17 protein-coding genes are annotated in these 20344 nt (G+C 73.7%); 13 read left to right on the top strand and 4 right to left on the bottom strand.

What is annotated here, in order from left to right:
* Positions 1 to 78: 78 nt before the first annotated feature.
* The gene (locus ACIQAK_RS08295) at positions 79 to 1194 is read right to left on the bottom strand and encodes a Ku protein (RefSeq protein ID WP_366387477.1); all 1116 of its coding nucleotides are present in this window, start codon (positions 1192 to 1194) and stop codon (positions 79 to 81) included.
* Positions 1195 to 1273: 79 nt separating this feature from the next.
* Here ACIQAK_RS08295 and ligD point away from each other — a divergent pair, with 79 nt between their 5' ends.
* The 9 genes from ligD to ACIQAK_RS08250 all read left to right on the top strand — a co-directional run bounded on the left by ligD (position 1274) and on the right by ACIQAK_RS08250 (position 11721).
* Entirely contained in the window at positions 1274 to 2173 is a 900-nt protein-coding gene (gene ligD, locus ACIQAK_RS08290; RefSeq protein ID WP_366387476.1) for a non-homologous end-joining DNA ligase, read from the top strand.
* A 223-nt stretch (positions 2174 to 2396) separates the two neighbouring features.
* Positions 2397 to 4562 (top strand): PBS lyase, encoded by a 2166-nt coding sequence (locus ACIQAK_RS08285; RefSeq protein WP_366387475.1) that lies wholly within the window; start codon positions 2397 to 2399, stop codon positions 4560 to 4562.
* On the top strand, positions 4559 to 4873 hold the full coding sequence (locus ACIQAK_RS08280) for a zinc-ribbon domain-containing protein (protein ID WP_366387474.1): 315 nt from the start codon (positions 4559 to 4561) through the stop codon (positions 4871 to 4873). The genes ACIQAK_RS08285 and ACIQAK_RS08280 overlap by 4 nt, the downstream gene beginning before the upstream one ends.
* 101 nt (positions 4874 to 4974) lie before the next feature.
* Entirely contained in the window at positions 4975 to 5697 is a 723-nt protein-coding gene (locus tag ACIQAK_RS08275) for a hypothetical protein (protein WP_366387473.1), read from the top strand.
* Positions 5694 to 7037 carry a HAMP domain-containing sensor histidine kinase gene (locus tag ACIQAK_RS08270; protein ID WP_366387472.1) on the top strand — a complete coding sequence of 448 codons (1344 nt, stop codon included), beginning with the start codon at positions 5694 to 5696 and terminating at the stop codon, positions 7035 to 7037. The genes ACIQAK_RS08275 and ACIQAK_RS08270 overlap by 4 nt, the downstream gene beginning before the upstream one ends.
* A gap of 105 nt (positions 7038 to 7142) precedes the next feature.
* A complete protein-coding gene (locus ACIQAK_RS08265; RefSeq protein WP_366387471.1) occupies positions 7143 to 7640 on the top strand; it encodes an SH3 domain-containing protein in 498 nt (165 codons plus the stop codon).
* A gap of 137 nt (positions 7641 to 7777) precedes the next feature.
* Positions 7778 to 9157 carry an FtsW/RodA/SpoVE family cell cycle protein gene (locus ACIQAK_RS08260; RefSeq protein ID WP_366387470.1) on the top strand — a complete coding sequence of 460 codons (1380 nt, stop codon included), beginning with the start codon at positions 7778 to 7780 and terminating at the stop codon, positions 9155 to 9157.
* Positions 9154 to 10611: a penicillin-binding transpeptidase domain-containing protein gene (locus tag ACIQAK_RS08255; protein WP_366387469.1), complete on the top strand. Its 1458-nt coding sequence runs from the start codon at positions 9154 to 9156 to the stop codon at positions 10609 to 10611. The genes ACIQAK_RS08260 and ACIQAK_RS08255 overlap by 4 nt, the downstream gene beginning before the upstream one ends.
* A gap of 33 nt (positions 10612 to 10644) precedes the next feature.
* Complete coding sequence (locus ACIQAK_RS08250; RefSeq protein WP_366387468.1) at positions 10645 to 11721, top strand: amidase family protein; 1077 nt, start codon at positions 10645 to 10647, stop codon at positions 11719 to 11721.
* A 76-nt stretch (positions 11722 to 11797) separates the two neighbouring features.
* Here the strand turns inward: ACIQAK_RS08250 and ACIQAK_RS08245 are convergent, their stop codons facing one another.
* The 3 genes from ACIQAK_RS08245 to ACIQAK_RS08235 form a co-directional block, all read right to left on the bottom strand.
* Positions 11798 to 12667 carry a hypothetical protein gene (locus tag ACIQAK_RS08245; protein WP_366387467.1) on the bottom strand — a complete coding sequence of 290 codons (870 nt, stop codon included), beginning with the start codon at positions 12665 to 12667 and terminating at the stop codon, positions 11798 to 11800.
* A gap of 176 nt (positions 12668 to 12843) precedes the next feature.
* Entirely contained in the window at positions 12844 to 13743 is a 900-nt protein-coding gene (locus ACIQAK_RS08240; RefSeq protein ID WP_366387466.1) for an ADP-ribosylglycohydrolase family protein, read from the bottom strand.
* A gap of 214 nt (positions 13744 to 13957) precedes the next feature.
* Complete coding sequence (locus ACIQAK_RS08235) at positions 13958 to 15067, bottom strand: ferritin-like domain-containing protein (RefSeq protein ID WP_366387465.1); 1110 nt, start codon at positions 15065 to 15067, stop codon at positions 13958 to 13960.
* A 245-nt stretch (positions 15068 to 15312) separates the two neighbouring features.
* On the opposite strand from ACIQAK_RS08235, the gene ACIQAK_RS08230 reads away from it, so the two are divergent.
* From ACIQAK_RS08230 to ACIQAK_RS08215, 4 genes are all read left to right on the top strand, one after another.
* Complete coding sequence (locus ACIQAK_RS08230) at positions 15313 to 16248, top strand: diiron oxygenase (RefSeq protein WP_366387464.1); 936 nt, start codon at positions 15313 to 15315, stop codon at positions 16246 to 16248.
* Between the two features lie 35 nt (positions 16249 to 16283).
* Positions 16284 to 17057: a TetR/AcrR family transcriptional regulator gene (locus ACIQAK_RS08225; RefSeq protein ID WP_366387463.1), complete on the top strand. Its 774-nt coding sequence runs from the start codon at positions 16284 to 16286 to the stop codon at positions 17055 to 17057.
* A gap of 4 nt (positions 17058 to 17061) precedes the next feature.
* Positions 17062 to 17337 (top strand): hypothetical protein, encoded by a 276-nt coding sequence (locus ACIQAK_RS08220; RefSeq protein ID WP_366387462.1) that lies wholly within the window; start codon positions 17062 to 17064, stop codon positions 17335 to 17337.
* Between the two features lie 93 nt (positions 17338 to 17430).
* On the top strand, positions 17431 to 20265 hold the full coding sequence (locus tag ACIQAK_RS08215; RefSeq protein WP_366387461.1) for a PQQ-binding-like beta-propeller repeat protein: 2835 nt from the start codon (positions 17431 to 17433) through the stop codon (positions 20263 to 20265).
* Positions 20266 to 20344: the final 79 nt, after the last annotated feature.

Here is a 20344-nt window from a genome sequence, read left to right as displayed (position 1 = left end):
CTCAGCCGTCCTGCTGCGGGTGCCTTTCGGTGCCTTTCGATGGCCCGGCCGCCAGGTGCGCCCGCGCTCCGCCTCGGGTCAGGCCGAGGCGCGCTTGCGGGGTGCCGCCGCCGTCTTCTTCGTCGTGTTCCGGCCGCCGGACGACGTCTGCTTCTTGGCCGATGACGAGGACCCCTTGGCCGTGGACGTCGACTTGGCCGGCGTCTTCTTCTGCGCGGTCTTCCTGGCCGTGGACGCCGTGGACTTCGTCGTGCCGGTGGACTTGGGCGTCGGCTTCGCGGCGGGCTTCTGCTGCGCGGACTTCTGCTGGGTCGTCTTCTTCGCCGTCCTCCCCGAGCCTGACGCCGTCTTCTCGATGGGGTGGACGTCCGCCATGTCCCCCTCGCCCTCGGCCTCTTCCCCGTCCTCCCCCTCACCCCGGGACTTCTTCGCCGCGCGGACACTGCTCTCCAGGGCCGCGAGCAGGTCGATGACCTTGCCCCCGCCACCGTCCTTCGATTCCGAGGGCTGCACCGCCTCACCCGAGGCCTTCGCGGCGACGAGCTCCTCCAACGCCTCCCGGTAGTCGTCGTGGAGGCTGTCCATGTCGACCTCGCCGAGGGTGTCCATCAGGGCGTCCGCCAGGTCGAGTTCGGCGTCGCGGACGGTGACGTCGCCGTCCGGGGCGACGCCCTCGGGGGCCCGGATCTCGTCGGGCCACAGCAACCCGTGCATGGCGATCACGTCGTCCACCACCCGGAGCATGCCGAGCCGTTCACGGCCGCGCAGGGCGTACTTGGCGACGGCGACCTTGTTGCTGCGTTTGAGGGCCTCGCGCAGCAGCGTGTACGGCTTGGCGGCCGGCACCCCGTTGGCGGAGAGGTAGTACGCCGCGTCCATCTGGAGCGGGTCGATCTCGTCGGCGGGCACGAAGGCGACGATCTCGATGGTCTTGGCGGTGGGCAGCGGGAGCTGGGCGAGATCATCGTCGGTGATCGGGATCATCGTGCCGTCGGCGTCCTCGTAGGCCTTGCCGATCTCGCCGCCGGTCACCTCCTCCTCGTCCAGCTCGCAGACCTTGCGGTACCGGATCCGGCCACCGTCGGCGAGGTGGATCTGCCGGAAGTGGATCGCGTGGTTCTCGGTGGCGTTGACGAGCTTGATCGGGATGCTGACCAGCCCGAAGGAGATCGCGCCGTTCCAGATGGACCTCACCGTTCACCCCTTTTGGGCCGTTCATGATGATCACGGATAGTCAGGACGATTTTCCTGTGGTTCGTGTGACCCTTATCGTATGACGCCGATCACGGAGGTGGAGGGGCGGCGCCTCTCGCTCAGCAATCTCGACAAGGTGCTATATCCGGCCACCGGGACGACCAAGGGCGAGGTGCTGCACTACTACGCGGCCACGGCGGCGGGGGCGATCCTGCCCCATCTGCGCGACCGACCGGTCTCCTTCCTGCGCTATCCGGACGGGCCCGAGGGGCAGCTCTTCTTCACCAAGAATCCGCCGCCCGGTACGCCCGACTGGGTGCGCACCACCCCCGTGCCGCGGAGCGAGGACCCGGGCGCCCGCCAGGTGATGGTCCAGGACCTGCCCTCGCTGATGTGGGCGGCCAACCTGATGGTGGAGTTCCACACCCCGCAGTGGCGGGTCGAGACGCCCGAGATCGCCGACCGGATGGTCTTCGACCTGGACCCCGGCTCCCCCGCCACCGTCGTGCAGTGCTGTGCGGTGGCTCTCTGGCTGCGGGAGCGGCTCGCCGCCGATGGACTGTTCGCCTACGGGAAGACGTCCGGCTCCAAGGGACTGCATCTGCTGGTCCCGCTGGAGCCGGTCCCCTCCGCCGAGGTGTCCGCGTATGCGAAGAGGCTCGCGATGGAGGCGGAGAGCGCCCTGCCGGAGCTGGCGCTGCACCGGATGAAGCGCTCCCTGCGGCCGGGAAAGGTCTTCGTCGACTTCAGCCAGAACTCCGCGTCGAAGACCACCGCCACGCCCTACACCCTGCGGGCCAGGGCGGAGCCCGCCGTGTCCGCGCCCGTCACCTGGGACGAGATCGAAGGGTGCCGGTCGCCGCGGGCGCTGGTGTTCCGCGCGGACGGGATGGCCGGGCGGCTGGAGCGGTACGGGGACCTGCTCGGCCCGCTGCTCGACCCGGACCGGGCGCGGCCACTGCCGACGGTTTCGTCCTGATCCACAGGCAACCCGCGGGTTCTCCCGCCGCCATCGCGTCATGACAGGGTCATGACCTGGTTACGGCATGAGGAAAGGCCACAAGTGGCGGGTGGATTGTCGGAGCCGTGGTGCACACTCTGCGCAGGCGCTTTCTTCGGGACGCGCCGCAGGGGTGTGGGGAACAGGCGTGCGGAAGCGGGTGGAGTTTCCGGACGCCGCCGTGACGTGGGGAGGGGATGGCGTGTTCTCGGGGATCGATGAGGTCGACTGGGCTTCGATGGAGCATGCCTACGGGCCCGCCGACGACGTGCCGGTGCTCCTTCGGGGGCTCGCCTCCGCCGATCCGGCGGAGCGGGAGAGCGCGCTCGACGGCATGTACGGAGCCGTGCACCACCAGGGGGACGTCTACGCCTGCACCCTCGCGTGCATCCCCTTCCTGTTCGAGCTCGCCGTGGACCCGGACGTGCAGGACCGGGGCAGCGTCGTCGAACTGCTCACCAGCATCGGCGGCTTCGACCTGGACGAGGACGACGAGGCGGAGATCGACGAGGACGAGATCGAGGGCGCCGCGAACTACGCGATGGCGGCGGCCGCGGTCACCGCGGGGGCGGGCGTGTTCTTCGAGCTGATCGCCGACGAGGACCCCGGGGTGCGGCTGGCGGCGCCGCTGGCGCTGGCCACCCTGCACCGCCACCCCGTGCGCGTCCTGACGCTGCTGCGGGAGCGGCTGCCGGTGGAGCCCGACGAGGAGGTGCGTCTCGCCCTGGTGGAGGCGGCCGGGCGGGTCGCCCTGCGCCACCGTCCGCTGGCGGGGCGGGTGGCCCAGTGGCTGACCCGGCTGGTGGACCGGGAGCGCGCGCCGGGGCTGCGGCTGGCGGCCCTGGCCCAGCTGGCGCGCTGTTCGCCCGACGCGCTGCCCCGCGATGTGGTGCCGGTCGTGTCGGGCCTGCTGCGCGAGTTGCGTACGGCCCCGGGCGGCGCTCCGGAGCACGAGCAGCACGACCAGGACGGTGAGCCGGAGGGTGACGCCGAGCCGGAGCCGGAGACCGACGCGGTCGGCTGTACGGACGCCTCCCGGGCCGAGCAGGTGGCGGCGCCGACCCTGGTGGGCCAGTTGCGGGCCCTCTCCGCCCAGGAGGCCGCCGGGCGCGGCGCCCCCTGGGCCGCCGATCTGCTGCGCACCCTGCACGTCGGCTTGGACGACCGGGTGGGCGACCGTACGGCCCTGCTCATCGACCAGCTGCGCAGCCCCGACCGCTGGCAGCGCATCGACGCCGTACGGATGAGCGGCGGGCTGATGCGGGCCTGGCGCGGTTCGTACGAGGAGCTGGTGGCGCTCGTCGGCGATCAGCTCGCCGATCCCGAGCCCCGGCTGGCCGAGGCCGCCTCCCACGTGCTGGAGGAGTTGTTCTCGCTGGCCGCCCCCACCGCGGACGCGCTGGCGGCCCGGCTGGCGGCCGAGCCCGGTGGCTGGGTGAAGGCCTGGGCCAGCGGTCCGCCGGGGCTCGGCTCCACGGTGAAGGCGCTGGCCCGGCTCGGCGACGCCCGTGCGGTGCCCGCCTTGGCGGCGGCCCTGGAGCTGCCGGAGGTGCCGCACGACGTGGGGTTCACCGTCGGCCATCTCGGGCCGGCCGCCCGTCCGCTGGCCGGAGCGCTGCGGCACAGGCTCGCCGGGGTGGAGCTGGATGAGGGGGCCTACGACCGGGCGAGCCCGTTGCTGGCCGGGCTCACCGCGCTGCGGGCGGGCGAGGCGACGCCGGAGGTGCTGCGGGTGCTGCGCGGCGCCCCGGAGTACCGGGGCGAGTGGCTGCGTACGGCGGCGCTGCGGGCGCTCGGGGCGTTCGGGCCGGCCGCCCGGGAGGCCGTGCCGGAGCTGCGGGCGATGCTCCACCGTGCGGGGACGGCCACGGAGGCGGCCGAGGCGCTGTGGGCGGTCGCCGGGGACCGGGACGCGGTGCTGCCCGTGCTGGTCGAGGGGCTCGGGTCGGACCAGGTGCACGACCGGCGGGCCGCCGCCGCGGCGCTGGGGGCGCTCGGCCCGCACGCCGCGGTGGTCGCGCCCCGGCTGCGCGGGCTGCTCGGCCACGACGAGCTGTGGCTGCGGGTGGACGCGGCGATCGCGCTCTGGGAGGTGACCGGGCGGCCGGAGGAGAGCACCGAGGTGCTGCTCGCCGCCTGGGAGAAGAACCGCCATGTCCGCGTCCGGGTGGCAGAATGCCTGGCAAGGATGGGACCGGTCGGCCCGGCGTCCATGGCGGCACAGGTGCTGCGCGCCGAGCTCTCCTCCGTACGCCGTCACAACGCACTGGACGGCGGGTACGGCAGCCATGACACCTACGAGGACGAAAAGCTCCTGGCGCTGTGCCGGCAGGCACTCCGGGGGACGGGAAAGGGGACCACGTCATGATCATTTTCGGTACCAAGGGCTATCTGTACCAGCTGGCCGTCCTGACGATGGTGTGCCACTGGTGCGGCAATCCGGCGGCGCACACCCTGCGCAAGCGGATCACGAAGTTCACGCTGTTCTTCGTGCCGCTCTTCCCCTTCTCGACGAAGTACGCGACGCAGTGCACCTTCTGCGGCGGGGAGCAGCAGATATCCAAGGACCAGGCCGACCAGCTGCTCGCCCAGCACGGCTCGGGTCCCGACGGCGGCCACGGGCAGGCCCCGCAGCAGCCCGGCTTCACGCAGCCGGGGCAGAACCCGTACCAGCGCTGAGCCGGCCGGCCCCCTCGGGTCCCGTAAGGGTACGAAGTGGGCATTGCGCACGGAGACGTCCTAGGGTGTAGGCCCCCTGACGTCCACGAGGAGGGTGAGCCGTGCGCCCGGTCCGCGTCCGTACCCTCGCGTCCGCCGGGGCCGCACTCGCCCTGCTCTCCGGCTGCGGTTCGGCCGGCGGGCTGGAGAGCGCCGGCGAGGCCCCATCGGCGGTCGAGCCCGCCCGCCTCTGGCCGGACCTGCCGCCCGCCTCGGCCGCCCCGTACGACTACGGGGAAGGCGAGACGGCCCGCATCCCCGGGATCACGGTGCCCGGTGACGACGTGCACCGGCTGGACCCGGTGGCGGTGGTGCAGGCCGGGCTGAGGGCCAGGACCGACCGGGACAGCGGCCTCGACGAGCTGCCCGAGGGGACGGTCCGGGAGATCCGGGAGTGCCGGACGGCACCGGACGACTGCCCGGTACTGGCCCCGTATCACCTCGACCTGACCGGTGACGGCAGGGACGAGCTGGTGCTCGGCATCCGGATGCCCGAACGTCAGCTCACCGTGCGCGCCTACCGGGCCGGCCGGGGCGCGCTGACCCGGATCATGTCCACGTCGGACGCGGTGATCAGCGTGGAGCTGGCGGGCCGGGACCTGATCCTGCGGACCCCGTCGGCGATCTCCGGGTACGAGTACCGCACCGCGTGGTCCTGGGACGGCCGGCAGCACGCGATGCTGGCCACCCGGGACGAGATCCTGCGGGCTCCGGAGCGGCCCGAGGGACGGCCGGTCCCCACCCCGGACAGCTCCCGTTCCAGCCCCTCGGCGGACGGCCGATGAAGCGGCGCCGCCTGCGCGCTCCCGCCTGGACCGCGACCCTCACCTGGAAGTCCGCGGTCTTCCTGACCGCCATGTGCTGCACCCTCGCCGCCCTGCTCGGCATCCTCGTGCACACCGCGGTGACCCGGCAGACGGTCTCCCACGCCCGCGAGAAGGCGCTGGACCGGCTGGAGGTCGTCACCGACGCGTACGAGGCCGGGGAGCCGCTGCCCCGGGGCTCCGGCATCGACCCGCCGGGGCTGCCCGGCTCGCTGCGCGCCCTGGCGGCGGGCGGCGAGCGGGGCACCATGGTCGCGGAAGGCCCGCACCGGCCCGGTGACCCGGACGGACGGGGCGGCCCCGCGATGTGGGCGGCGGGCCCGGCGGACGGGCGGGCGCTGGCCACCTGGACGGACTACAGCCACAGCGCCTCCACCATCGGCGGCCTGGACCGGGCGATCGTCGGCTCCTCGCTGCTGGCCATCGCCGCCACCCTGGTCGTCGGCCTCTTCGCCGTCGGCCGGGTGACCCGCAGGCTGCACCAGACGGCGCGGGTGGCCCGCCGGATCAGCGCGGGCGACCTCGACGCCCGGGTCGGCGACCCCCGTACGGCTCGCCCGGTACGCGGCCAGGACGAGGTGGCGATCGTCTCGGGCGCGCTGGACACCATGGCCTCCAGCCTCCAGCGCAAGCTCCAGACGGAGCAGCGGTTCACCGCCGACGTGGCGCACGAGCTGCGCACCCCGCTCACCGGCCTGTCGGCCGCCGCCGAGCTGCTGCCGCCGGGGCGGCCCGCGGAGCTGGTACGGGACCGGGTGCGGGCGATGCGCGCGCTGACCGAGGACCTGCTGGAGATCTCGCGCCTGGACGCCCGTACGGAGCAGGTCGACCTGGCCGTGCACGATCTCGCCCCGGTGGCGGAACGGGTGGTGCGGGCCTCCGGCACGGACACCGAGGTGCGGGTCGAGGCTCCGGCGCGGGTGGAGACCGACCGGCGGCGGCTGGAGCGGGTGCTCGGCAACCTGGTGGCCAACGCCCACCGGCACGGCGCCGGGCCGGTGGTGCTGGGCGTGGCGGGCGCGGTGGTCTCCGTACGCGATCACGGCGCGGGCTTCCCGGGCTACCTCCTGGAGGGCGGTCCGCAGCGGTTCCGCACGGACGGCGCAGGCAGGGGCCACGGACTCGGGCTGACCATCGCCGTGGGCCAGGCCGCGGTGATCGGGGCCCGGCTGGAGTTCGGCAACCCCCCGGACGGCGGGGCGCTGGCCCGGCTGACGCTGCCGGAGTACGTCCGCCTCGACGACGGGGATTCCGCCGGGAACACCGGCGGCGAAGGCGCGGGGACCGGTCGCCCGGGGTGACCTCACGCACAGTGCGCGTTGCGGACTCTCCGTGGCGAACCTAGCGTGGCGAGGGCGAGCTCATCTCGCGCCCCCACGGTCCCCCTTCCTTCTCATGGAGGCAGCATGTCCCCCCTGTCCCGCCCCTCACGGTTCCGCCGGATCGGTCTCTGCGTCGCCACCGGCGCCCTCGCGGCGGTCACGGCCGCCGCGCCCGCTCTGGCGGCGGACCCCCACCCCGTCGACCACCGCACGGAGGCCGCCGCGCCGAAGCCGTCATCCGACGAACTGTCCGCCTCCGCCCTCCAGCGCGAGCACGAGGCGCAGCGCCAGGAGGCCCGCCAGGAGGCCGAGGCCCAGGGCCAGGCCCGGCCGCAGGCGGCCGAGAAGAACTACAGGGGACGGGTCGTCGCCAAGCCGAACCTGCTGCTCCGCGACCGGCCCTACCGCAGCAGCCGGGTCGTGGGCTCGGTGAAGTACGGCACCGTGGTCAACATCTTCTGCAAGACCAAGGGTGACAACATCGACGGCAACAACCGCTGGTACCTGCTGACCGACGGCACCTGGGCCTGGGGTTCGGCCCGTTACATCGAGAACATCGGTACCGCGCCGCACTGGTGCTGACCGCCTCCGCCGCACCAACCGTCCGCCCGTGGAGCCCGGCCCCTCAGCCGTGGGCCCCCCGGGCGGACGCGCCGTACCGGGGCGAAAGAGCTGGGGCATAAGGGAAATACGGCGCGCCTCTTGCTACGTTGCGATCCATGACCGCAACGACGGCGGACGCTCCCCCGCCCGAGCTCCGCCTGCCCAGACGGCGTGGGGTCGAGCTCTCGCTCCTCATCGGGGCCGTGCTGATCTCCGTCTACGGTTACGCGGCCGTCGGCCTCGCCCACGACGGGGCCGTGCCCCCCGATGTCGCCGGTTACGGCGCCGGGCTCGGCATGCTCGCCCTGCTGGCCCACGCCGCGGTCCGCTTCCGGGCCCCGTACGCCGATCCGCTGCTGCTGCCGATCGCCGTCCTGCTCAACGGTCTGGGTCTGGTGCTGATCTACCGGCTCGACCTGGAGACCCCGCGCGACCAGGCCGCGCCCACCCAGCTGATCTGGTCCACGCTCGGCGTCGCGCTCTTCACCGTCGTCGTGGTGCTGCTGCGCGACCACCGGGTACTCCAGCGCTACGCCTATCTCTCGGTCGCCGCCGCGCTCGTCCTCATGATCGTGCCGATCTTCTTCCCGGCGGTGAACGGGGCGAAGATCTGGATCCGGGTCGGCGGGCTCTCCTTCCAGCCGGGCGAGTTCGCCAAGATCCTGCTCGCGGTGTTCTTCGCCGCCTACCTCGCCGCCAACCGCAACGCGCTCGCGTACACCGGTCGCACGTTCTGGAAGCTGCAACTGCCCACCGGCCGGGTGCTCGGTCCCATCGTGGCGATCTGGCTGCTCAGCGTCGGCGTGCTGGTGCTGGAGCGGGACCTCGGTACCTCGCTGCTCTTCTTCGGACTCTTCGTCATCATGCTGTACGTGGCGACCGGCCGGACCGGCTGGATCGCGGTCGGGCTGCTGCTCGCCGCCGTCGGGGCGTTCGTCGTCGGCTCGTTCGAACCGCATGTGCACAGCCGGGTGCAGGACTGGCTCGACCCGTTCGCCTCGATCGACGCCGGGCGGGGTCCTGGCCAGCTCGCCCAGTCGCTGTTCGCGTTCGCGGCGGGCGGGATGCTCGGGACCGGGCTCGGAGCGGGCCACTCCATCCTGATCGGCTTCGCCGCCAAGTCCGACTTCATCCTGGCGACGGCCGGCGAGGAGCTGGGGCTGAGCGGCCTGACCGCCGTCTTCCTGCTCTACGCGCTCCTCGTGGCGCGCGGCTACCGGGCCGGGCTCGCCCTGCGCGACCCGTTCGGACGGCTGCTGGCGATCGGCCTCGCCTCGATCCTGGCGCTCCAGGTGTTCGTGATCGCGGGCGGGGTGATGGGGCTGATCCCGCTGACCGGGATGGCCATGCCGTTCCTCGCGCAGGGCGGCTCCTCCGTGGTCACCAACTGGATCATCGTGGCGCTGCTGATCCGGCTCAGCGACGTCTCGCGCAGACCCCACCCCGAACAGGTGGAGACCGGGGTCATCGCGCGGGCCGGGGAGGAGGACCGGTGATCCGCTACATCCGGCGGGCCGCGGCCTTCTGCCTGCTGCTGCTCGTGGCGCTGCTCGTCAACGCGGCCCGCGTCCAGCTCTTCGAGGCCGGGGAGCTGGACGACAACCCGGCCAACCGGCGTGACACCATCGTCCGTTACGACCAGCCGCGCGGGAACATCCTGGTCGGCGACCGGGCCGTGACGGGCAACAAGGAGACCGGCGAGCAGCTGAGCTTCGAGCGCACCTATCTGCACGGCCCGCTGTACGCGCCGGTCACCGGGTACGCCTCGCAGACGTACGGCACCACGCTCCTGGAGAACGCGGAGGACGGTGTCCTGTCGGGGAGGGACTCGCTGCTGGCCCCGCTGCCCTTCTGGAACGAGTTCACGCGGGGCCGGCAGCCGGGCGGCGACATCGTCACGACCGTCAGGGAGTCGATGCAGCGCGCCGCGTACGCCGGACTGAGCGGGCGGCGGGGCGCGGTCGCCGCCCTGGAGCCCTCGACGGGCAAGATCCTGGCGCTGGTCTCGACCCCGTCGTACGACCCCGAGCGGCTCTCCGGCACCGGCCCCGCGGTCACCGACGCCTGGGCCCGGCTGAACGCGGCCACCAGCCTGCCGATGCTCAACCGGGCCATCCGGCAGACCTATCCGCCGGGGTCCACCTTCAAGATCGTGACGGCGGCGGCGGCCCTGGACGCCCGGGTGGTGACCGACGCGGACGCGCCCACGGACACCCCGTCGCCGTACGTCCTGCCGAACACGAGGACCACCCTGCCCAACGAGGCCACGGGCTGCGAGGAGGCGTCGCTGGCCGATGCCATCCGGGTCTCCTGCAACACGGTGATGGCCCACCTGGGGGTGGAGGTCGGGCTGGCGGGGATGGTGGAGGCGGCGGAGAACTTCGGCTTCAACGAGACCGGGCTGCGCATCCCGTCCGCGGTGGCGCGGAGCAACTTCGACACCGACATGAGCGAGGACCAGCTCGCGCTCTCCTCGATCGGGCAGTTCAACACCACCGCGACCCCGCTCCAGATGGCCATGGTCGCCGCGGCGGTGGCCAACAACGGCGACCTGCGCCGGCCGTACCTGGTGGACCGGCTGACCACGGGCGGCGGGGACACGGTCCAGCAGCAGGGGCCGCGCTCCTTCGAACGGGCGATGAGCCCCTCCACGGCGGTGCAGCTCCAGCGGATGATGGTCGACGTGGTGGAGAACGGCACCGGGTCGAACGCGGCGATCGACGGGGTGCAGGTCGGCGGCAAGACCGGCACCGCCCAGCACGGCGTCGACAACTCCGGTCTGCCGTACGCCTGGTTCATCTCCTGGGCCCAGGCCCCGGGCTCCGGCCGCCCGGCCGTCGCGGTCGCCGTGGTGGTGGAGGACGCCGCCGCGGACCGGGCCGACATCAGCGGCGGCGGCAGCGCCGCCCCGATCGCCCGGGCGGTGATGGAGGCGGCGCTGGAGGAGTGAGGGGGCGGGGTGGTACGGGGGAGAGTGGGGCGCATGACGAGGACACCGTCCGCCGTGGCGCGGGCCCTGGAGCGGATCGCCCGACGGGACCCGGCGCTCAACGCCTTCATCGAGGTCTGGCCCGAGGAGGCCCTCGCCCGCGAGCCGGCCGCGCGGCGACTCCCCCTGCGTGGGCTGCCCTTCGCGGTGAAGGGGCCCACCGGTATCCGCTCGTACGCGGCCCGCCGGCTGATCGCTGCGGGCGGTGTCCCGGTCGGCGCGACCTCGGTGCCCGGCCCCGGCACGTACTGGCAGACCTGGGGACAGGGCGTTCGCGGCCGTACGGTCAACCCGTGGCGGGCGGACCGGACGCCCGGCGGTTCGTCGGCGGGGGCGGCGGTCGCGGTGGCGGCGGGGATGGTGGGGCTGGCGACGGGCGGCGACGGGGCCGGGTCGGTCCGCATCCCGGCCGCCTGGTGCGGGGTGTTCGGGCTGAAGACGACGAACGGGCTGCTCCCCTCCGCCGACCGGTCCGGGCTCGCGTCGGCGGGGGTGCTGGCCCGGTCGGCGGCCGGAGCCGAACGGTATCTCCGCCATGTACTCGACGGCTACGAGGAGCCCGCCGCCCCCGCCCTCCCGCTGACCGCCGTGTACAGCGACGACCTCGGCTTCGCGGATGTGGACCCGGAGGTGGCGGCCGTCGTCCGGGCGGCGGTGGACCGGCTCGACGCGGCGGGGACCGTACGCCTGGTGGACACCGGCTGCGCCCTGCTCGACCCGGGGCGGGCCTGGCAGGCGGTACGGGGCGGATCGCCCGAGGCCCCGGCGGCGGCCCTGGTCCGGCGGGCGAACGACGGGCGGCTGGACGACCTCTTCGCCGCGGTACCCCTCTTGCTGACCCCGGTCACGCCGAACCGGCCGCACGGGCACGAAGGCCCGGGCGCGCTGTACTCCACCGCCCTGACCTGGGCGTTCAACCTGAGCGGACATCCGGCAGCCAGCCTGCCCGCCGGTTTCACCGGGGACGGCTGCCCGGTGGGGCTCCAGCTGGTGGCGGCGCGCGGGGCGGACGCCTCGCTGCTCGGCATGGCCCGCGCGGTGGAGAACGCCCTGCCCACCGTGCGGCCATGACCTCGACATGACCCCGGCCGTCCACCGGGACCCCGGCCGTCCACCGGACCCCGCCGTCCACCCGGACGCCGATCGGTCAGCCGATCGGTCGGCGGACCTCCTCGCGGATCTTCGCGGTCTCTTCCGCGACCGCCTCCAGGTCGATCGTCCTGCCGTCCTTCAAGGCGGTCTCGGGGCGGATGATCCCCACGGACACCCCGGTGTTGTCGTCGCCCCAGGCGCACATCGGCACGTTGGCCCGCACACCGCCCTGGCTCGACTGGAGCACCTGGCACGTCAGGGTGATGTCGTAGCCGGCGGGGGTGAATTCCTTCGGCTGGACGAGGACGGTCGCGCCGTTCCCGGCGGCCCCGCCCTCCATCATCTTGCCGGTCATGACCTCCGGGCTGCTGAACCGCCCGTACATCCCGGAGATCACCAAGGCCCCGCCCTTGGCCGAGCTGTACTGCCCGACCACGGCCTTCGCGTCCCGGACGGTGGGGTCGTACATCTCCTCGATCTTTTTGCCCTCGGTCGACGACAGGTCCTGGGACAGGGTGAACTCGCCTTCCAGCAGCTTCTGTTGCAGGACGACCTTGTACTCCGCCTCCGGAAACGCAGCATCGGTGGTCCTGCCGGCCAACTGGGAGACGCCGTAGGTGATTCCGCCCGCCAACAGGACCGCGCCGGCCACGATGCCGACGATCAGCGCGGTCCGCTTCTTCCGCGGCGGCGGCCCCTGGGGCGGCCAGCCGGCCGCACCCGGACCGCCCGCGCCGGGTATGCCGGGCTGCTGTCCCCAGCCGGGCTGCCCCCAGCCGCCGCCCTGTTGGGGCGGGGCGGCCGGGGGCTGCTGCGGGGAGCCGTAGGGCTGTTGCGGCGGCACCCCGGGAGCGGCGGCCGGCGAGCCGTAGGGGTTCTGCGGGGGCGGGGGCGGCCCGTACGGGCCCTGCGGCGGGGTGGTCATGCGCTCACCGTACGACACGTGTGCGATGGGCCCGGTCGCCCCGGGGGCCCCAGTGGCCCCGGCGGCCCCGGTGGGCCCGGTGGGCCCGGTGGGCCCAGTGGCCCCGGTCACCCCGGTCGCCCCGGTCGCCCCGGGGGCCCCAGTGGCGCCGGAGGCCCCGGTCGCCCCGGTGGGCCTCACCCCAACGGCTCGCGCCTGCGCAGCCATTCCTCCGGTGCCCCGGCCGTCACGGTCGCCGCCCCGACCACCCCGGCGGTGATGGCGCAGGTCGTGTCCACGTCGCCGAACCCCTCCGCCGTGGCCCAGAGTGCCGCCTCCAGGTCGCCTGCGTGGCGGGCCGCGGTCCACAGGGCGAAGGGCACGGTGTCGTCGGCCCGGATGCGCTGCCCGTTGCCGAGGAGATCCGCCGCCCGCGCGGGTTCCGTGGTGAGGGGGGTTCGCGCGGCGTGCCGCACTCCCTCCCGTACCGGACCCTCGGGCGTCCGGTCCGCGACCGCCTCCAGCGTGAACTCGCCCCGCACCGACAGCGCCGCCGCCACGGCGACCGCCACCGCGCCCGCGATGCCGTCCGGGTGGGCGTGGGTGACGGCCGCGGAGAGCGCGGCCTGCTCCACCACCCGGTCCAGGTCCTCGTGGAAGCGGGCGCCGAGCGGGGCGACCCGCATGGCCGCGCCGTTGCCGAGGCTGCCCCCGTCGAAGAGCCCGGGGGCCAGGGTGCGCCAGTCGGAGGGGGCGACGAGGAGCTGGGGCAGCAGGAGGTGCATGCCGTGCCCGTAGCCACGGGCCTGGTCGGCGTCGAAGGCGAGGGCGTAGCAGAGCGCCAGATGGTCCTGGTCGACCTGGCCGTGCTCGTCGAGGGAGCGCTGTAGGGCGAGGGCCAGGGCCGTGTCGTCGGTCCAGGGCCACAGCGGTTCCTGCGGGGTGCGCCGGGCCCGGATCTCCTCAAGGGCCCGGCGGCGTTCGCGGAAGAGGGGGAACCAGCGCTCACCGAACGCGTCGCCGAGTGCGAGCGCTTCGAGGCTGCGGCGGGCGGCCGTGAGTCCGGCGGCGGTGGTCGGGGGCTGGTTCTTCGTCATACCGGCATCGTGCCGCGAGGACGCCGGTGGCGTACACCCGACATCCGGTGGCCGGCCCGCGACCGGTCGCCGGCCCGCACCGGTGGCCGGCCCGCACCGGCGCACGCTCCCGGTGCGACGACGCGCATCCCGCTCGTACGCTCCCCGTTCGACGCCCCTGTCAGGCGCGCACGCTCCTCGTGTACGCGCGCACGCTCCGGTGCGGCCACGCGTGTCAGGCCGCGTCCCGCCCCTCCCCGATCGCCTCCGCGACCTCCGCCACCCGGGCCTCCTCCTCGGCGGCGAAGCGTTCGCGGTCCAGTTCCTCGGCTATCTCCTCGTCCTGGGACATGAGCAGGTCCAGGTTGGAGTCGCCGAGTTCCAGGACGCCCATGTCGACGTACGCCTTCTGGAGCCGCGGCCCCCACAGGCCGATGTCCTTGACGCACGGGACGATCCGGCTGAACAGGAGCTTGCGGAAGAGCTGGAGGAACTCCGAGTGCTCCGAGAGGTCCTTCGCCTCCTGCTTGCCGATGCCGAAGTTCTCCAGGACCTCCACGCCGCTGAGCCGGTCGCGCATCAGGTAGCAGCCCTCGATGACGAACTCCTCGCGCTCGCGGAGTTCGGCGTCGCCGAGCTGCTTGTAGTAGTCGCGCAGCGCCATCCGCCCGAAGGCGACGTGCCGGGCCTCGTCCTGCATCACGTAGGCGAGGATCTGCTTGGGCAGCGGCTTGGTGGTGGTGTCGCGGATCATCCCGAAGGCGGCGAGCGCCAGTCCCTCTATGAGTACCTGCATCCCGAGGTAGGGCATGTCCCAGCGGGAGTCGCGCAGGGTGTCGCCCAGCAGCCCCTGGAGGTTGTCGTTGACCGGGTAGAGCATGCCGATCTTCTCGTGCAGGAAGCGGCCGTAGATCTCCGCGTGCCGGGCCTCGTCCATGGTCTGGGTGGCGGAGTAGAACTTGGCGTCCAGGTCGGGGACGGACTCCACGATCCTGGCCGCGCAGACCATCGCGCCCTGTTCGCCGTGGAGGAACTGGCTGAACTGCCAGGAGGTGTAGTGCTTGCGCAGCTCGCCCCGGTCCCGCTCCGTCATCTTCGCCCAGTGCGGGGTGCCGTACAGCGTCAGCGCCTCGTCGGGGGTGCCGAGCGGGTCGGTGGGGTCGACCTCCAGCGACCAGTCGATGCGCTTGTCACCGTCCCACTGCTTGTCCTTGCCCTTCTGGTAGAGGGCGAGGAGGCGCTCGCGGCCGTCGTCGTAGTCCCAGCTGAACCGGGCCGCCCCGGTGGCGGGGACCTGCCAGAGCGGTTCCGCCGGCGGGGTGGTGTAGAGGTCATGAGTGGACACGGACGGCTCCTTCGCCTCGACTGACGCGTGCGGCTTGACAAGTTCCGTGACGCCGGAGGCGGTTGAGCGCGTTCGCCGGCCGCCTGCCGCCCCCTCCCGCAGGTTCACACGTTGGTAGACGGCGGGTCAACAAGTCGCGCGGAGTTGTGCGCAAGGGATTGACGGCCTTGCTGACGAGCAGTCTCATAAGGGATGACCGCCGGTAACTCCTGTGCCCGGCAACCCCTGTGTGAGGTGCTCCCGCCATGACGACCGTGACCGATCGCGCTGTCACCGTGCTCCGCGACGCACTCGGACCGCTCCGCGACCGTGAGCAGATCGCCGCGCGCCTGCTCGAATCCTCGGCCAAGCACTCCTTCGACCCCGACACCGAACTCGACTGGGACGCGGCGGTCGAGGAGGGCCGGTGGTTCTGGCCGCCGGAGCTGCTCTCGCTCTACGACACCCCGATGTGGCACCGGATGTCGCAGGAACAGCGCCTGGACCTCTCCCGGCACGAGGGCGCGGCCCTCGCCTCGCTCGGCATCTGGTTCGAGATCATCCTGATGCAGCTGCTGGTCCGGCACGTCTACGACAAGCCCGTCACCAGCAACCACGTCCGCTACGCCCTGACGGAGATAGCCGACGAGTGCCGGCACTCCATGATGTTCGGCCGCATGATCGACTGGGGTGGCGCGCCGACCTACCCGGTGCCGCGCGTCTACCACAACCTGGCCCGGGTCCTGAAGACCGTCTCCACCACGCCCGGTTCGTTCGCCGCGACCCTGCTCGGTGAGGAGATCCTCGACTGGATGCAGCGGCTGACCTTCCCGGACGAGCGGGTGCAGACCCTGGTGCGCGGCGTGACCCGCATCCATGTGATCGAGGAGGCGCGGCACGTCCGGTATGCCCGGGAGGAGCTGCGCCGCCAGATGGTGACCGCCCCGCGCTGGGAGCGCGAGCTCACCAAGGTCAGCTGCGGCGAGGCGGCCCGGGTCTTCTCCGTCTGCTTCGTCAACCCGCAGGTGTACGAGAACGTCGGCCTGGACCGCCGCGAGGCCGTCGCCCAGGTGAAGGCGAGCGGCCACCGTGCGGAGGTGATGCAGACCGGCGCCAAGCGGCTGACGGACTTCTTCGACGACATCGGGCTGCTGAACGGCGTCGGCCGCAGGCTGTGGCGCAGCTCCGGACTGCTGGCCTGAGGGTGTACCGGCGGACACCCTCTAGTCTCGGGGGCATGACGTCCACCGCCGCAGCCCCGCCGCCCCGCGCGTACCGCAGGCTCAGTGTCGAGGAGCGCCGCGCCCAGCTCCTGGTCGCGGCGCTCGGCCTCTTCGCCCACCGGGCCCCCGACGACGTCTCGCTGGACGAGGTGGCGGTGGCGGCCGGGGTCTCCCGGCCGCTGGTCTACCGCTACTTCCCGGGCGGCCGGCAGCAGTTGTACGAGGCCGCGCTCGGCTCGGCCGCCGACGAGCTGAAGCTCTGCTTCACCGAGCCGCCGGTGGGCCCGCCCACCGAGCGGGTGGCCCGGGTGCTGGACCGTTACCTCCGCTTCGTCGACGAGCACGACACGGGCTTCAGCGCGCTGCTGCGCGGCGGGAGCGTGGTGGAGACCTCCCGTACGACGACCATCGTGGACGGCGTACGCCGGGCGGCGGCCGAGGAGATCCTCAGTCACCTGGGCCGGATCGGCGGCACCGGGCCGCGCAGCGCCGGGCCGCGGCTGCGCATGATGGTCCGCAGCTGGATCGCGGCCGTCGAGGCGGCGTCGCTGATCTGGCTGGACGAGGGCAAGCAGCCCCCGGCGGCCGAGCTGCGCGGCTGGCTGGTCGACCAGCTCATCGCCCTGCTCGCGGCGACCGCCGCCACCGACGAGGAGACCGCGTCGGTGGTGCGCGACCTGCTGGCCCTGGAGTCCTCGGACGGACCGGCCGGACGGCTGGCCGAGCTGGTGATCCCGGTCGTGGCCGAGGCGGCGCACCTGCTGCCGCACGCCCCTGCGGCAGACTGACCAGGTGAAGAGCGAGAACACCCCTTTCAAGGGCGGCCCCCTGGACGGCCGGGTACTGCCCGTCCTGGTCGGCCCGACCGGCCACCCGCCCAAGTGGTACGAGGTCCCCGTGCCCTCCCCGGACGGCGGCCCGCCCACCGTGTACGCCTACGAACGCGTCCCGGCCGGCTACACCAAGCGCCTCGGGCTGCAACGCGGCTGGGTGTACGCCTACGCACCCGGCGGTCGCGTCCGCCGCACCCTCAAGTGGCCCTGGTCGAAGCCCGCGAGCGGCGGCTGAGACCCGTGCGGGGGCGCAGGCCCTAAGATCGACGGTCAGGTGCCGGGGGACGGGTCGCCCGGCGCTGAAGGACGGTCACAAGGGGGGTGCGCCATGGAGGCGCTGCGTAGCGAAGATCCGCGCCGGTTCGGCCGTTTCACCGTGCTGGACCGCTTCCGCGAAACCGCGAGCGCCGTGCAGTACGTGGCACGGGACACCGGTTCCGGCGAGCTCGCCGTGATCACCGCCGCGCGCCCCGCGCTCGCCGCCGTACCGGCCTTCCGGCGCCGCTTCCAGGCCGAGGCCCGCACCGCCGAACGCCTCGCGGGCGGCTGGGTGACCCCGCTCCTGGAGACCGGTGAGGGCGGGACCGGGGGCTCCGGACTCCTGTGGACGGCGACGGGTTACGTCCCCGCGCTGCCGCTGGCGGAGGCGATCGGCGTCGCAGGTCCGCTGCCGGGACGCGCCCTGCGGATACTGGGTGCGGGCATCGCCGAGATCCTCTCCCGGGTCCACGCGGCCGGCTCCGCGCTCCAGGGGCTCGCCCCGGGCACGGTGCTGCTGGCCGAGGACGGGCCCCGGCTCACCGCGTTCGGGCCGCTCGGCGCGGCAGCGGCGGCCGAGGCGAAGCCGGGCGGACAGCTCTCGGTCCGCCTGGGCTATCTCACGCCGGAGCAGGTCCAGGGCCAGGAGGTCGGTACGGCTTCCGACCTGTTCGTGCTGGGGCTGCTGTTGGCGTACGCGGCTACCGGGTCGACCCCGTTCACGGAGGGCCCGCCCGAGGAGGCCGCCCGCCGGATCGCCGAGGCCGACCCGGAACTGGACGCCGTACCGGAGGAGTTGCGCGGCCTGATCGCGGGCTGCCTGGCCAAGGACCCGGCCGAGCGGCCCACCGCCGGCACGGTCGCCGCCGACCTGGCCCTGGAGGGCGCGGCGGGCCTCGCCCGGGGCGGCTGGCTCCCCGAGCGGCTCACGGCGGCGATCGCGGACCAGGAGGCGCGGGTGCGGGCGCTGGAGGTGCCGGGGGAGGCCGAGGAGACCGACACCTCGGGGGCGGCGGACGCGGATGCCGCCGCTGCCAGCGCGGTTCCAGCAGCGGACGCGGATGCCGCCACTACCGGCGTAGTTCCAGCGGCGGACGCGGATGCCACCGCTGCCGACGTGGCTCCAGCAGCGGGCGCGAGTGCTGCCGCTGCCGTCGCCGCTCCCGCCACCCCGCCGGACGCGCGCCCCGGCAAGACCCAGGGCACCGGCAGCGGGGACATCGGCGAGGACCGGGGCACCACCCGCTTCCTCAACACCGGCCCCAAGCAGCCCCGGTCCGACCGCGCGACCGCCCAGCTCACCCTCCCCCCCGAGCTGCCCCCAGGCCCGAACCCGGCCCTGGCCCAGGCCTCCGACCCGGGCCACCACCACGCCTACGGCAGCCCTGCCCCCTACCCGGCCGCCGTGCTTCCGGGCTCCGCCGGCCCGGGCCAAGCCCCCAACGGGGCAGGACCCGACGGGGCAGGACCTGACGGCGGTGGCCACGGCGGCGGTGGCCACGGCGGTGGCCAGGGCGGCGGTGGGCGAGGCGGTGGCAGCCCCATGGTGGCGCTGCCCCTCCCGCCCGCGCCCGCTCCTCCGGCCGGCCCCGCCACCGACCGCCGGACCCTGATCGCCATCGCGGCCGCAGCGGTCGGCGGGCTCGTGGTGGGCGGCGGGGCGGTCGCCGCCATCGGTGGCGGGGAGAGCGTGGCCGCCACGGACGACAAGCCCGCGCCGAAGCCGCGCCGTACGCTGCCGGGCCGGCCCCCCGAGCCACGATGGAGCTACTCCCACCCGGCCTCCGAGTCCTCCCCGCTGACCGCCGCGCTCTGGCGGGACCGGCTGCTGGTGGTGACCAGCGAGAGCCAGGCGAGCGCCGTCGACCTGCGTACCGGCAAGCGTGTCTGGCAGCGCGCGGACGCCGCCAAGGGCCAGGCGGCGCTGGCGGCGGGCGACCTGTGCTTCGTGGCGAGCCCCACGGAGTTCCTCTGGCTGGCGCCGAAGGACGGCACGGTCGTGCACCGTGTGCGGTACGCGGACGGGTTCGCCGACCTGCCGGACCTTCAGGTCGGACGCCTGGCGGGCCAGTCCGGGCCCGTCATCTGGTTCACCGGCTCGCACGCGGTCACCGTGAGGGCCCCCAAGCCGAAGAAGGGCAAGAAGAAGGCGGCGGACAAGCGGGTCGTCCAGGCGTTCTTCTTCGCGTACGACATCGTCCGGCGCGCGGAGGTCTGGCGTACGCCGGTACCGGCGGGTCGCGCCCCCGGCACGCCTCTCCACCGGGTCGTCGCGGCGCGCTCGGCCGATCTGCTCGTCCGCCAGGAAGCGGTCACCCTGACGGCGGCCGAGGTCAAGGCGGCCAAGGGGAAGGGCTCCATCCGCTCCTTCGACCGGAAGACCGGCAAGCTCCGGTGGGCCAGGCAGTACGGCACGGCCTCCCCCGTCGCGGGCATCGCGGGCGACGAGGACGGGACCCTGTACGCGGCGGTCGGCGCCGATCTCCAGGCGTTCGAGGCGGACACCACCAAGCCACTCTGGCGGGTCGCGGGCACGGCGGGTTCGCTCTTCGGCACCCCGGTGGTGGCCGGACCCCTCGTCCACACCACCGAGCGGAGCCGGCAGGTCGGCGCGGTGGAGCGGGAGAGCGGGCGTCTCCTCTGGCGGCGCTCGACCGAGGTGCCGGGCATCGGGAACGCTCCCGCCCTCACCCTGAGCAGCAGCGGAAGGACACTCTTCGCCGCCGACGCCACCCAGCTCACCGCGTTCTCCGCGGCTGACGGGGAGCGCCTGTGGAAGTTCCAGGACGTCGGGGCGGCCGACCCGAAGGGGGCCACGGTGAGCGCCCCGTACCGGGCCCTCACCGTCGGCGGGAGTGTCGTCGTCCAGCGGGACAGGTCCTTCTACGCCTTCCCGGCGGCCTGAGCGACGGGCCCGAGCCGGGGCCGGCGGCCGTACCGCCGTCCGGGGAACCCGCCGGGCGGCACGCCGTGCGGTGCTTGCA

Origin of the sequence: Streptomyces sp. NPDC088706, assembly GCF_044752765.1 — a bacterium.
Classification (GTDB): Bacteria; Actinomycetota; Actinomycetes; order Streptomycetales; family Streptomycetaceae; genus Streptomyces.
The sequence above is the reverse complement of the archived record's forward strand: the minus strand, read 5'-3'. Positions and strand labels throughout refer to the sequence as shown.

Bases quoted from the DNA above. Each gene is read 5' to 3' on its own strand.
- ligD (WP_366387476.1), top strand. From the start codon at position 1,274: ATGACGCCGATCACGGAGGTGGAGGGGCGGCGCCTCTCGCTCAGCAAT.
- ACIQAK_RS08280 (WP_366387474.1), top strand. From the start codon at position 4,559: ATGATCATTTTCGGTACCAAGGGCTATCTGTACCAGCTGGCCGTCCTG.
- ACIQAK_RS08270 (WP_366387472.1), top strand. From the start codon at position 5,694: ATGAAGCGGCGCCGCCTGCGCGCTCCCGCCTGGACCGCGACCCTCACC.
- ACIQAK_RS08265 (WP_366387471.1), top strand. From the start codon at position 7,143: ATGTCCCCCCTGTCCCGCCCCTCACGGTTCCGCCGGATCGGTCTCTGC.
- ACIQAK_RS08260 (WP_366387470.1), top strand. From the start codon at position 7,778: ATGACCGCAACGACGGCGGACGCTCCCCCGCCCGAGCTCCGCCTGCCC.
- ACIQAK_RS08250 (WP_366387468.1), top strand. From the start codon at position 10,645: ATGACGAGGACACCGTCCGCCGTGGCGCGGGCCCTGGAGCGGATCGCC.
- ACIQAK_RS08245 (WP_366387467.1), bottom strand. From the start codon at position 12,667: ATGACCACCCCGCCGCAGGGCCCGTACGGGCCGCCCCCGCCCCCGCAG.
- ACIQAK_RS08240 (WP_366387466.1), bottom strand. From the start codon at position 13,743: ATGACGAAGAACCAGCCCCCGACCACCGCCGCCGGACTCACGGCCGCC.
- ACIQAK_RS08230 (WP_366387464.1), top strand. From the start codon at position 15,313: ATGACGACCGTGACCGATCGCGCTGTCACCGTGCTCCGCGACGCACTC.
- ACIQAK_RS08225 (WP_366387463.1), top strand. From the start codon at position 16,284: ATGACGTCCACCGCCGCAGCCCCGCCGCCCCGCGCGTACCGCAGGCTC.
- ACIQAK_RS08215 (WP_366387461.1), top strand. From the start codon at position 17,431: ATGGAGGCGCTGCGTAGCGAAGATCCGCGCCGGTTCGGCCGTTTCACC.